We start from the raw sequence: 12193 nt of genomic DNA, 5'->3' as shown, positions 1-12193 counted from the left end.
CGCCGCCAGCCGCCTGCCAGGCGCACTCGGGGCGGTGGTCGGCAAAAGCCTGCACAGCCCGCACGCTCTCATCGCCCAGGCGTGCACGCAAACGCTCGCGCAACTGCTCCCAGCCCTGTTGCTGCTGGGGCCGCGCATTGAACAGCTCACCCGGTTGCGGCACGAACGCCGGCAGGTCGTCGGCCACCAGGCGCACGCTGCGCACCGGTGCGGGCAGGCTCAACTGCTCCAGGCGCCCGCGTGCCAGCTCGAACAGCATGCCCGCCTCGCGTTCGGCGGCCAGCAGGCCGACCACCACCGGCGTGGCGACGCCCCGGGCATGTTCCAGGTGCAGGGTAAAACGCTGCACGCCGCCGTCACGGCTGGCCAGGAACGCCGCCAGGTCGGCAATCAGCCGGCGCAACGGAAACAACAGCGCCTGGTGCGATTCCACATCGAAGTTGAGTTCCAGGCGCGCCTCGAACCGGTCCGGCGGCCGGTAGCACGCCAGCGCCATGGGGCGCAGGCCCAGCAGGCGATCCAGGTGCACCTGCACGCTGGCGGCAAAACGCCTGGCCAGGGTGTCGCGCGGCAACCCCAGCACCTGCCCAAGGTCGCGCAGGCCCATGCGCGACAAGGCCGTGGCGGCCTCCACCGGCAGGCCGATGCGGTCCACGGGCATCTGCGCAAGGGCGGCGCGGGTGGCCTGGGGGTCGTTCAGTGCCAGCCCGTCATGGGCGTTGGCCAGCATGCGCGCCGCCACCGGGTTGCTGGCCAGCACGATGCGATGACGCAGCCCCAGCTCGCCCAGCTCCTTGCGCAGGCGGGCCTCGAACAGCGGCCAGGGCCCGAACAGGCCCAGGCTGGATTCGACTTCGAGCAACACGGTGCGTGGGTAATGCAGGCTGACCTGCGAACTGAACTGGTAGGCCCAGGCGGCCAGCAATTGCTGCAACTGCTCGACCGCCGCCGGGTCATGCTCGACGCAGGTAAAACTGCTGGCCAGCGCCTGCGCGGTGCTCAGGCTCTGCCCGGCGCGCAGCCCCAGGGCCCGGGCCGCCGGGTTGACCGCCTGCAATACGCGCCGCTGCGCCGGGCCGCTGAGCAGCACCAGCGGTGCCTGGGGGTCGTCGCGACCGCGCAGCACGCTGTCGAGTGCCAGTTGCGGCAGCAGGATGCAGGCCCACAGCATCGCCCATCACCCTCGCCCGGCCATGGCGATCGGGGTGGCCGGGGCCAGCCCGCCACGGCACTTGAGCACCCGCCACTGCGCCGGGTGCAGGTCGACGGCAATGCGCAGCGCGGCCGGCGACGGGTTGAGTGCCGCCTGCTGCGGGCGGCAGGCAAAGGCCAGGGTCTGGCCGGTTTCGGCAGCCACCTGCAGGCGGCGCAGGGCGCGGTCGTCGACCTGCTGCGGCCAGCACAGCACCGCGCCGCAACTGCCCGAGCGCAGGCACTGCTCGGCGGCCCACAGGGCCTCGACGCGGGAGGCCTGGATCAGCGACAGCCAGCGCAGGTCGACACCGGCTGCCAGCCAGGCGGGCGGGTACGGAATGAACGGCGGCGCCACCAGCACCACCCGTTCGCCGCTGGCAGTCAGGCGCGCCAGGCTCGGCCAGAGCAGGTGCAGCTCGCCGGCGCCCTCGGCAGCCAGCAGCAGTTCGCTGAGCGCACCCGGTGGCCAGCCGCCGCCGGGCAGCACCGCGTCCAGCGCGGCATGCCCGGTGGGTTGCAGGCCCCGGGGCTGGGCCAGCGGGCGCCCCTTCCAGACCCGCCGCTCGTCGAGCAGCCCGTCGAGGCTGACCACCGCGCCCATCAGTCGCGCCTCAACAGGCCGCAGAACACCCCTTCGATCACGAAGTCGCGTTCTGGCCCCACGTCTATCGGTGCATAGGCCGGGTTGCGCGGCAGCAGGCGGTAGTGCGTGCCTGCGCGCTGGAAGCGCTTGATGGTGACCTCGCCATCGAGCCGGGCCACCACGATCTGCCCGTCGCGGGCATCGGGCTGCTGGTGAATGCCCACCAGGTCGCCGTCGAAGATACCGTCGTCGATCATCGAGTCGCCGCGCACCTTCAGCAGGTAGGTGGGGGTACGGCTGAACAGGTGCGCATCGAGCATCAGCTGTTCGTGGATGTCCACGTCGGGCCCGATCGGGCGGCCGGCGGCCACCTGGCCCAGTACCGGGATCTCCAGCACCTCGGGGCGGCGCAGCGCACCGGCCAGGCGGATGCTGCGCGCCTGGTTGGGGGTGACCTCGATGAAGCCGGCCTCGCACAGCGCCTGGATGTGCTTGCGCGCCACGCTGCGCGAGGCAAAACCGAAGGCCTGGGCGATGTCGGCCAGGCTCGGGGGCTGCCCTTGCTGCGCGATGCGGTCGCGGATGAAGGTCAGGATGGCGGCACGTTTGGGCGATAGTCTGTTCATGGAGCACATTTGTACTCTTTTCGGGTTTATCTGACCAGCCCCGCTGATCGCCACGGCAAAATGGTTATGATGGCCCGCCGTGCAATGGAAACCGCGCCCCATGCTTGAAGCCCTGCTGTTCGACCTCGATGGCACCCTGACCGACACCGATACCCTGCATTTGCAGGCACTGCAGCAGTTGCTGCGTGAGCAGGGCCGCGAACTGAGCGAGGCCGAGTTCGACGCCCACGTCAGTGGCCGGGCCAACGCCGACATGTGCCGCTACCTGTTCCCCGGGCGCCCGGTGGCCGAGCATGAGGCATTCGCCGACCGCAAGGAGGCGCGCTTTCGTGCGCTGTCGCCGACCTTGCAGCCCACTGCCGGCCTCGAACGCCTGCTGGCGCATGCCGAGCGCCGCGGCATCGGCATGGCCGTGGTCACCAATGCGCCACGGGCCAATGCGCAGCACATGCTGGCAGCCATGGGCCTGGCCGAGCGCTTCGAGCATGTGCTGGTGGCCGAGGAACTGGCACGGGCCAAGCCCGATCCCCTGCCCTACCTCACCGGCCTGGAGCGCCTGGGGGCCAGGGCAGACCATGCGCTGGCGTTCGAGGATTCGGTGCCGGGCGTGACGGCAGCGAGCCGCGCGGGGATCCTTACCGTGGGCCTGTCGACCAGCCAGGCGCCGCAGGTACTGCTGGAGGCCGGTGCGCAGCTGGTGGTGAAGAATTTCGACGATGAGCGCCTGTGGCAACTGATTGCGCAGATGAGCGGCTGAAGACCCACCGCGCCGGTTTCGCCAGCCGGGCTGGCACGTGCACCATCGGGGGTCACCTTCGAGCGGTGCACGCTCGCTGTCGGTGCACCCCTGTGCCGGCCAATTCACAAAACATGACCAACGGGTCACATTTATCCCGCCCCTCTCCTACACTGTTCAATCGACCTGATACCGTCCGGAAAACTCGATCGAAAATAGTCGAAACTTCTGCAAACCCGGTAGGTCAGCAACTAAGTAGGCCAACGACTCTGGTTACCCAGGCGCAGCCCACCCCCCACTCGTCAGCACGCCATCGGCAGGAGCGCCGGCTGGCGTAGCGCTTGCACGTGTGTCCGGGGCGTTTCACCGCATCACATGACATAGCGAGAACAACAGTACAGACATGCAGCGGGTGGGATACGCCCGCAGAACAAGGGACGGAGACAAGTATGATCAGCGCCGCTGTCGAACCTCATGCAGAGCATTTCAACCCGGATACCAGCGCGCAGGTGCGTGCTGCCCAGATCGTCACGACAGCCAAGGCCCCTGCCCTCGATACCCGGCGCAACCCGAACAAGCGCAAGGTGCTGTTCGTGACCTCGGAAATCGCCGACCTGGTCAAGACCGGCGGCCTGGGCGACGTCTCCGCCGCCCTGCCCCGCGCCATGCGCCACCTGCACGATGTACGCGTGCTGATCCCCGGCTACCCGCAGGTACTCGAAAGCGACAACCCGATCCACCTGGTGGGCGAGCTGGGCGGCCATGCCGCACTGCCCCCGTGCAAGATCGGGCGCATGGACCTGGCCGACGGCCTGGTCATCTATGTACTGATCTGCCCCGAGCTGTACCAGCGCGAAGGCACCCCCTACGGCGCCAACAATGGCCGTGACTGGCCCGACAACCATATCCGCTTCGCCCGCCTGGGCCTGGCCGCCGCCGAAATCGCCGCGGGCGAGGGCATGGTGCACTGGAAGCCCGATCTGGTGCACGCCCACGACTGGCCTGCCGGCCTGGCCCCGGCCTACATGCACTGGCGCGGCCTGAACACCCCCACCCTGTTCACCATCCACAACCTGGCCTACCAGGGGGTGGTCAGCCGCGGCTGCTGCCCGGAACTGGCGATTCCCGAACACGCCCTGCAACAGGAAGGCATGGAGTTCTACGGCAAGCTGTCGTTTCTCAAGGCCGGCCTGGCCTACTCCAGCCACATCACCACGGTCAGCGCCACCTATGCCCGGGAAATCACCACCCCGGCCTTCGGCTGCGGGCTCGACGGTTTTCTTGGCAGCAAGGCGCAGCAGGGCCTGCTCAGCGGCATCCCCAACGGCATCGACGAAAGCTGGGATTCGGCCACCGACACCCACCTGACCCACCGCTTCAGCATCAACGACTGGGAAGGCAAGGCGGCCAACAGCAGCCAGGTGCGCGAGCTGTTCGAGCTGGAGCCCTCCACCGGCCCGCTGTTCGCCGTGGTCTCGCGCCTGGTGTACCAGAAGGGCCTGGACCTGACCCTGGGGGTGGCCGAGTACATCGTCGAACAGGGCGGCCAGATCGCCATCATCGGCCGCGGCGAACCGGAGGAAGAACAAGCCATGCGCGAGCTGGCCAGCCGCTTCCCGGGCCGCGTGGGGGTGCGCATCGGCTTCAACGAGACCGACGCACGGCGCATGTTCGCCGGCAGCGACTTTCTGCTGATGCCCTCGCGCTACGAGCCCTGCGGCCTGAGCCAGATGTACGCGCAGCGCTTCGGCTCGCTGCCGGTGGCGCGCAACACCGGCGGCCTGGCCGACACCATCGAGAATGGCGTCACGGGCTTTCTGTTCGACGAATCGAGCGTGGAGAGCTACCGCGAAGCACTCTCGCGGGCCTTCTACGTATACGGCAAGAAACACCTGCTCAATGCCATGCGCTGCCTGGCCATGACCCAGCCATTCAACTGGTGTCAGGCCGTGGAACCCTATGCCCACCTGTACGAGGAACTGGTGACGCGCGCCACGCTCAACGCAGGCTGAGGAGAACTGCCGTATGCCCTTCAGGTCACAGGAACACGCGACCCACGGGGCCGTGATGCTGGACAGCCACACCACCCGCTTCGCCCTCTGGGCGCCCGATGCCCGGCAGGTGGAGGTGGAATGTGAAAACGCCGCCCCGCAACCCATGCAGCGCAGTGACGACGGCTGGTTCGTGCTGCGCCTGCCCTGCCCGGCCGGTACGCGCTATCGCTACCGTATCGACGGCGACCTGTCGGTCGCCGACCCGGCCAGCCGTGCCCAGCCCGACGGCGTGCACGGCCCCAGCCAGGTGCTGAGCACCGAATATGCCTGGCAACACCCCGACTGGCAGGGCCGCCCGTGGCACGAGGCAGTCATCTATGAAGTGCACGTGGGCCTGCTGGGCGGTTACGCCGGCGTGGCCAGGCACCTGCCGCGCCTGGCCGCACTGGGCGTGACCGCCATCGAACTGATGCCCATCGGGCAGTTTCCCGGCCAGCGCAACTGGGGCTATGACGGCGTGCTGCCGTTCGCCCCGCAAGCGAGCTATGGCACTGCGCAGCAACTCAAGGCGCTGATCGACCAGGCCCACGCGCTGGGGCTGATGGTGCTGCTGGATGTGGTGTACAACCACTTCGGCCCCGACGGCAATTACCTGCACCGTTATGCCCAGGGCTTCTTTCGCGAAGACCGGCATACGCCCTGGGGCGCGGCCATCGATTTTCGCCGCCGCCAGGTGCGCGACTTCTTCATCGAGAACGCCCTGATGTGGCTGCACGACTACCGCTTCGACGGCCTGCGCCTGGATGCGGTGCACGCCATCGACGACCCTGATTTTCTGCATGAGCTGGCCCGCCGCGTGCGCGCCAGCACCGCACCGGGCCGGCAGGTGTGGCTCACCCTCGAGAACGAGCGCAACCAGGCGCACCTGCTCCAGGAGGGCTACGATGCCCAGTGGAACGACGATGGCCACAACGCCCTGCACGTGCTGCTGACCGGCGAGCAGGAAGGCTACTACGTCGATTACCGCGAGGCGCCGCTGAACAAGCTGGCGCGTTGCCTGAGCCAGGGGTTCGTGTTCCAGGGCCAGCCGGACCGCAACGGCGAACCGCGTGGCGAAGCCAGCGGCCATCTGCCGCCCAGTGCCTTCGTGCTGTTTCTGCAGAACCATGACCAGATCGGCAACCGCGCGCTGGGCGAGCGGCTCGAGCGCCTGTGCCCGCCCCAGGCCCTGCGCGCCGCCACCGGGCTGCTGTTGCTGGCACCGATGATCCCGCTGCTGTTCATGGGCGATGACTGGGGGTGCCGCCAGCCCTTCCTGTTCTTCACCGATCACCACGACGACCTTGCCACCGCCGTGCGCGAAGGCCGACGCGCCGAGTTCAAGGGGTTCAAGGCCTTCGCCGACCCCGAGCAACGGGCGCGCATCCCCGACCCGAACGCCGCCCAGACCTTCCTCGACTCGCAACCGCAATGGGGCGAGGACAGCGAGCAGTGGGTGGCGCTGTACCGTCGCCTGCTGTACCTGCGCCACCAGCACATCATCCCGCGCCTGCCGGGCACCCGCGCCCTGGGCGCCCAGGTGGTCGACGGCCAGGGCGTGAGCGCCCGTTGGCAACTGGGCGATGGCAGCGAGCTGCGCATCGACCTCAACCTCGGCCAGCAGCCACTGGCCCTGGACCTGCCGGCCCGCGAGCGGCACCTGTTCGAAAGTTGCGAACTGCCCCCGGGCCCACCCTGCCTGCCGCCGTTGAGCTGCGTGGTGAGCCTGACCCCTTCCTGCCCCACGGAGCCTGTGCATGCCTGACCTACCCTTGCTGCAACTGGCCGAACGCGCTGGCCTGGCGGTGGACTGGATCGACGCCAACGGGCGCGCCCAGCGTGTCAGCGAACCGGTCCTGCGGCGCATCCTGGCCGCCCTTGGCCACCCGGCCGCCGACGACATCGCCATCGCCAACAGCCTCAAGGCCCTGGAAAAAGCCCACGATTCCCGTCACCTGCCGCCACTGCTGACGGTCGACCAGCACCAGCCGCTGGACCTGTCGCGCTACTTCGCGGCCAACAGCCGCTGCGAGGTGCAGCACGAGGACGGCACCCGCCAGCAGCTGCAGCTGGATGCCCAGGCCCTGCTGCCGCCAGGGCTGCCACTGGGGTATCACCAGCTGCATATCGACGCCACCACCTTCACCCTGGCCGTGGCCCCGGCGCAGTGCTACAGCCTGGCCGATGCGCTGGGCACCCCGCACCCACGGTGCTGGGGCCTGAGTGCCCAGCTGTACAGCCTGCGCCGCCCGGGCGACGGCGGGCTGGGCGACTGCCTGGCACTGGAGGGCCTGGCACGCAGCGCCGCCGAGCGTGGCGCCACGGCCCTGGCCATCAGCCCGGTGCACGCCATGTTCACCCGCAACCACCCCAGCTACAGCCCGTATTCGCCGTCCAGCCGGCTGTTTCTGAACAGCCTGTATGCCAGCCCCCAGGCGGTGATCGACGAGCGCACGGTGCGCATCACGGTCCAGGCCCTGGGCCTTGAGGCCCAGCTCGAACAGCTCGAAGGCCTGCCATTGATCGACTGGCCACGGGCGGCCGGGGCACGCCAGCAGATATTGCAGGCGCTGTACCAGGGCTTTATCAAGGGCGAGCAACCGCAGCGCGCCGACTTCGACAGCTTTCGCCACGCCGGCGGCCAGGCGCTGGAAGACCACTGCCGCTTCGAAGCGCTGCTCGATGCCGCCGCCGAACGCGGCGAAAGCCAGGACTGGCGCCAGTGGCCGGCCGCCTGGCTCGACCCGCGCAGCGCCGAGATTGCCGCGTTTGCCGCCGACCACGTCGAGCAGATCGGCTTCTATGCCTTCTGCCAGTGGCTGATCGCACGCAGCCTGGAACGTGCCCAGGAAGCGGCGCGCGGCAGCGGCATGGCGGTGGGCCTGATCGCCGACCTGGCAGTGGGGGCCGACGGCACCGGCAGCCAGGCCTGGAGCCGCCAGGACGAGCTGCTGGCCGAGCTGCACGTCGGCGCCCCGCCCGACATCCTCAACCGATCGGGGCAAAGCTGGGGCATCTGCGCGTTCTCCCCCGAGGGCCTGCGCCGCAACGGCTACCGCGCCTTCATCGAGATGCTGCGGGCCAACTTCGCCCACGCCGGGGGCCTGCGCATCGACCATGTGATGGGCCTGCAGCGCCTGTGGCTGATCCCCCAGGGCGCCGCCCCCAGCGAAGGCGCCTACCTGCACTACCCACTGGACGACCTGCTGCGCCTGCTGGCCCTGGAGTCGGTGCGCCACAAGGCCATCGTGCTCGGCGAAGACCTGGGCACGGTGCCCGAAGGCCTGCGCGAAAAGCTCGCGGCCCGCGCGATCCTGGGCATGCGTGTGCTGCTGTTCGAGCAGGACCCGCCCGGGCAGTTCACCCCCATCCTCGACTGGCCCGACAACGCCCTGGCCACCACCAGCACCCACGACCTGCCCCCGCTGGCAGGCTGGCTGCAGGCCCGCGACATCGACTGGGGCCAGCGCCTGGGGGCGATCGACGCGATCACCGAGCGCGACTGGCGCGACAGCCGCCAACATGAAATCCAGGGCCTGCGTCGCCTGCTGCACAGCAGCTACGGCGACACCAGCAGCGAAGCCGACACCCTGATCGACGCCAGCCTGCGCCTGCTCGGGCATACCCGCGCGCCGCTGGTGCTGGTACCGCTGGAAGACTTGCTGGGCGTGGACGAACAACCCAACCTGCCCGGCACTGTCGACACCCACCCCAACTGGCGCCGCCGCTTCGCGTTGCCCGCCGCACAGCTGCTGGACGACAGCGATGCGGCGCGACGCCTCGAGCTGCTGGCCCAGGCCCGTGAACAAGCCTTCGAGCGTGACCGATGAACAGCCTCACCGCCACACTGCGCCTGCAATTTCATGCCGACTTCAGCCTCGACGATGCGGTGCCGCTGGTGCCCTACTTCGCCCGGCTGGGCATCAGCCACCTGTACGCCTCGCCCCTGTTGCAGGCGCGGCCCGGTTCGCGCCACGGCTACGACGTGGTCGACCCGACCCGGGTGAGCCCCGAACTGGGTGGCGAGGCGGCGCTGGAACGCCTGGTGGCCGCGCTGCGCCAGCACGGCATGGGCCTGATCCTGGACATCGTGTCCAACCACATGGCCGTGGGCGGCGCACACAACCCCTGGTGGCAGGACCTGCTGGCCTGGGGCCGGCGCAGCCCCTACGCCGAGTTCTTCGACATCCAGTGGCATTCGCCCGACCCGTTGCTCAAAGGCCAGTTGCTGTTGCCGTTCCTGGCCAGCGACTATGGCGCGGTGCTGCAGGCCGGGGAAATCCCGCTGCGTTTCGACGCCCGCCACGGGCGCTTTCACATCGAGCACCACGAACACCGCTTCCCGATCAGCCCGCCGGACTATGCGCGCATCCTGTGCGTCAGCGGCCACCCGGAACTGAGCGAACTGGGGGCACGCTTTGCCGCCTTCGAGGGCCAGCGCCACGCCCCGGCCAACGTCGAGGCGGTGCACCAGGCCCTGGCCGAACTGGCCCGCGAGCCGCGCATCGGCCAGGCCATCGAACAGGTGCTGGCCGCCTTCGACGGGCGCACCCCCAGCGGTTTCGAGCACCTGCATCAACTGCTCGAACAGCAGCACTACCGCCTGGCCAGCTGGCGCACCGCCGGTGACGACATCAACTGGCGGCGCTTTTTCGACGTCAACGAGCTGGGCGGCCTGCGCGTGGAGCGCCCGGCGGTGTTCGAGGCCACCCATGCCAAGGTGTTCGAGCTGATCGAGCGCGGCCTGGTCGACGGCCTGCGCATCGACCACATCGACGGCCTGGCCGACCCACGCGGTTACTGCCGCAAGCTGCGCCGACGCGTAGACGGCCTGCTCCCACGCCGGCCGCTGAGCGCTGCGCTCGAGCACTTTCCGATCTACGTGGAGAAGATCCTCGGCCCCGGCGAGCGCCTGCACGACGACTGGCGGGTGGACGGCAGCACCGGCTACGAATTCATGAACCAGGTCTCGCTGTTGCAGCATGACCCGCAGGGCGAAGCCGAACTGACCGCGCTGTGGCACGACCTGAGCGAGCGCCCGGCGTTCGTCGAGGAACTGCGCCTGGCCCGCCAGCTGGTGCTCAATGCCAGCCTGGCCGGCGACTTCGAATCGGTGGCCCAGGCCCTGCTGCAGGTGGCGCGCAACGACATCATGAGCCGCGACCTGACCCTGGGCGCCATCCGCCGCGCGTTGCAGGCGCTGGTGGAGCACTACCCGGTGTACCGCACCTACATCAATGCCTGCGGGCGCCCGGCGATGGACGAGGGGTTCTTCCAGCAGGCCCTGGCCGATGCGCGTTCGAGCCTGGGCGAAGCCGACTGGCCGCTGCTGGACTACCTGCAGCGCTGGCTGGGCGGCCAGCCCTGGCGCGAGCTGGGCCCGGGGCGGGCGCGCAAGCAGTTGCGCCACGCCTGCGTGCGCTTCCAGCAGCTGACCTCGCCCACCGCCGCCAAGGCCGTCGAAGACACCGCCTTCTATCGCTCGGCGGTGCTGTTGTCGCGCAACGACGTGGGCTTCGACGCCGAGCGCTTCAGCGCGCCGGCCGAGGCCTTCCATGCCAGTTGCCAGCAACGCCTGGCGCACTTCCCCGACAACCTGCTGGCCACCGCCACCCATGACCACAAGCGTGGCGAAGATTGCCGCGCACGCCTGGCGGTGATCAGCGAACGCAGCCACTGGTTCTGCCAGCGCGTGGAGCTGTGGCGTGAACTGGCCTGGCCCCTGCGCACACAACTGGCCGATGGCGTGGCACCGAGTGCCGGCGATGAACTGCTGCTGTACCAGACCCTGCTCGGCAGTTGGCCGATGACGCTGCGCTGCGATGACACCCAGGCCTTGCGCGGCTACGCCGAACGCCTGCGCCAATGGCAGCGCAAAGCCCTGCGCGAGGCCAAGCTGCGCAGCAGCTGGAGCGCCCCCAACGAGGCCTACGAGCAGGCCTGCGCACGCTTCATCGACGCCCTGCTGCTGGAGCCGCAATGCCAGCAGCTGCGCCAGTCGGTGGCCGAGGCGGCGCAGGCCCTGGCCTGCCCGGGCGCGCTCAACAGCCTGGTGCAGAGCCTGCTGCGCATGACCGTGCCGGGGGTGCCCGACCTGTACCAGGGCAACGAATGCTGGGACCTGAGCCTGGTCGACCCGGACAACCGCCGCGCGGTGGACTACGCCGCGCGCCGCCAGGCCCTGGACGACAGCCTGCCCCCCGCCGAACTGCTCGGGCACTGGCAGGACGGGCGGGTCAAGCAGGCCCTGATCGCCCAGGTGCTGGAGCAGCGCCGGGCCTACCCAGAGCTGTTTCGCCACGGCCGCTACCAACCCCTGGAGGTACGCGGCAAACACGCCGAGCGGGTGCTCGCCTTTGCTCGTATCGGCGAGGCGCAACGTGCGGTGGTGGTGGTGCCGCGGCTGGCCTCGGGCCTGCTGGGCAACGCCACGCAACCCTTGATCCCGGCACAGAACTGGGACGATACCCGTGTGCTTTTACCGTTCGCCTTGTGCGCTGCCAATTGCACGGGACTTTTCGCCCAGGGCGCAGTCACACCCTCTAACGAGCTGTGGCTGAGCACTGCGCTCAAAGCCTTCCCCGTCAATCTCTTCATAGAACAGACTGAGTCATCAGGAGCGTCGAGATGAGTGCTGAGGAAAAACGTATCCGCGAATTCGCCTACCAGATCTGGGAGTCGGAAGGTAAACCCGAAGGCCAGGAGGAGCGCCACTGGGAGATGGCGCGCAAGTTGGCCGAAGCCGAGGCCATTGCGCCCAAGGCCGCCCCGCGCAAGCCCCGTACCACCCCGCCAGGCGCACCGCCGGTAGCCCCTGGCGCCAAGCCAAAGCCCGGCGCCGCGGCGTCCAAGGCCAAGCCACCGGCCCCTGCGGCCAAGCCCGACCCGGCAAAGAAGCCGCGTACCGCGAAGAAGCCCGCCACGCCCTGACGCCGCCGTACCTTGCGTCACTACCGCCCCGGGGCAGCGCAACGCTGCCCCGGCGCCCAGTGCGTCGCCTTTCGCCCCCCAAGGATCGCTA

At 69.3% G+C, this 12193-nt stretch carries 9 protein-coding genes; 6 read left to right on the top strand and 3 right to left on the bottom strand.

Annotated features, from left to right (window positions below; translation table 11 throughout):
* The 3 genes from DN388_RS10340 to lexA all read right to left on the bottom strand — a co-directional run.
* On the bottom strand, nt 1-1171 hold a 1171-nt coding region (locus DN388_RS10340), incomplete at its 3' end, for a DNA polymerase Y family protein (RefSeq protein ID WP_254999517.1).
* A gap of 6 nt (nt 1172-1177) precedes the next feature.
* Nucleotides 1178-1795, bottom strand: coding sequence for a translesion DNA synthesis-associated protein ImuA (gene imuA, locus DN388_RS10335; RefSeq protein ID WP_043862945.1), 618 nt, complete (start codon nt 1793-1795; stop codon nt 1178-1180).
* Nucleotides 1795-2412, bottom strand: a complete 618-nt coding sequence (lexA, locus tag DN388_RS10330) for a transcriptional repressor LexA (RefSeq protein ID WP_054915390.1) — start codon at nt 2410-2412, stop codon at nt 1795-1797. The genes imuA and lexA overlap by 1 nt, the downstream gene beginning before the upstream one ends.
* A gap of 91 nt (nt 2413-2503) precedes the next feature.
* On the opposite strand from lexA, the gene DN388_RS10325 reads away from it, so the two are divergent.
* The 6 genes from DN388_RS10325 (at nt 2504) to DN388_RS10300 (ending at nt 12102) form a co-directional block, all read left to right on the top strand.
* On the top strand, nt 2504-3160 hold the full coding sequence (locus DN388_RS10325; protein WP_054915391.1) for an HAD family phosphatase: 657 nt from the start codon (nt 2504-2506) through the stop codon (nt 3158-3160).
* Between the two features lie 428 nt (nt 3161-3588).
* Nucleotides 3589-5151 carry a glycogen synthase GlgA gene (gene glgA, locus DN388_RS10320; protein ID WP_058541106.1) on the top strand — a complete coding sequence of 521 codons (1563 nt, stop codon included), beginning with the start codon at nt 3589-3591 and terminating at the stop codon, nt 5149-5151.
* Nucleotides 5152-5164: 13 nt separating this feature from the next.
* On the top strand, nt 5165-6937 hold the full coding sequence (gene treZ / locus DN388_RS10315; RefSeq protein WP_058541107.1) for a malto-oligosyltrehalose trehalohydrolase: 1773 nt from the start codon (nt 5165-5167) through the stop codon (nt 6935-6937).
* The gene (malQ, locus tag DN388_RS10310; RefSeq protein WP_054915393.1) at nt 6930-9002 is read left to right on the top strand and encodes a 4-alpha-glucanotransferase; all 2073 of its coding nucleotides are present in this window, start codon (nt 6930-6932) and stop codon (nt 9000-9002) included. Before treZ ends, malQ begins: the two co-directional genes overlap by 8 nt.
* The gene (locus DN388_RS10305; RefSeq protein WP_254999512.1) at nt 8999-11803 is read left to right on the top strand and encodes a malto-oligosyltrehalose synthase; all 2805 of its coding nucleotides are present in this window, start codon (nt 8999-9001) and stop codon (nt 11801-11803) included. The genes malQ and DN388_RS10305 overlap by 4 nt, the downstream gene beginning before the upstream one ends.
* Entirely contained in the window at nt 11800-12102 is a 303-nt protein-coding gene (locus tag DN388_RS10300; RefSeq protein ID WP_043862952.1) for a DUF2934 domain-containing protein, read from the top strand. The genes DN388_RS10305 and DN388_RS10300 overlap by 4 nt, the downstream gene beginning before the upstream one ends.
* Nucleotides 12103-12193: the final 91 nt, after the last annotated feature.

The sequence above is a fragment of the Pseudomonas sp. S12(2018) genome (genome assembly GCF_024355235.1).
Taxonomy (GTDB): Bacteria; Pseudomonadota; Gammaproteobacteria; order Pseudomonadales; family Pseudomonadaceae; genus Aquipseudomonas; species Aquipseudomonas palmensis.
This window is presented reverse-complemented; position numbering and strand designations above follow the sequence as displayed.